The 379-nt window shown below is 38.5% G+C and carries 1 protein-coding gene; it reads right to left on the bottom strand.

What is annotated here, in order from left to right; translation table 11 throughout:
* A partial coding sequence (locus CP363_RS10585; RefSeq protein ID WP_143468730.1) for a LysR family transcriptional regulator occupies positions 1 to 379 on the bottom strand: 379 nt, incomplete at both ends.

Below are 379 nucleotides of genomic sequence, written 5' to 3'. Positions count from 1 at the left end.
GGCAATTGAATGGAAGCATAGTTTGAAAGGTTAACATTACCAATGATGGCCGCAAAATCGACTGTACCGATGTTTAACTTCTTTTCAGCGAATTCATAGTCACCACTTAGAATATGAATTTTAACTGTAGGGTAGTCCTGAATAATGTTACTTACAATATTCATCAGTCTTTGCATCCCAACACTTTCGCCGGCAGCAATAGTTAAATCACCACTGATTACAGTTGATGATTGTAGGTTGCTCTTAGTTTTGGCAGTTAAAGCTAAAATTTCTTTTGCTTGCTCTAATAAATATTGTCCTGAAGGTGTCAGAGTTAAATGGCGTGGTTGGCGGTTGAATAACTTGACCCCTAATTCGTCTTCCAAATCCGCAATCTGGC

Source organism: Lactobacillus sp. UMNPBX12, assembly GCF_002553955.1.
GTDB classification, from domain to species: Bacteria; Bacillota; Bacilli; order Lactobacillales; family Lactobacillaceae; genus Lactobacillus; species Lactobacillus crispatus.
The sequence above is the reverse complement of the archived record's forward strand: the minus strand, read 5'-3'. Positions and strand labels throughout refer to the sequence as shown.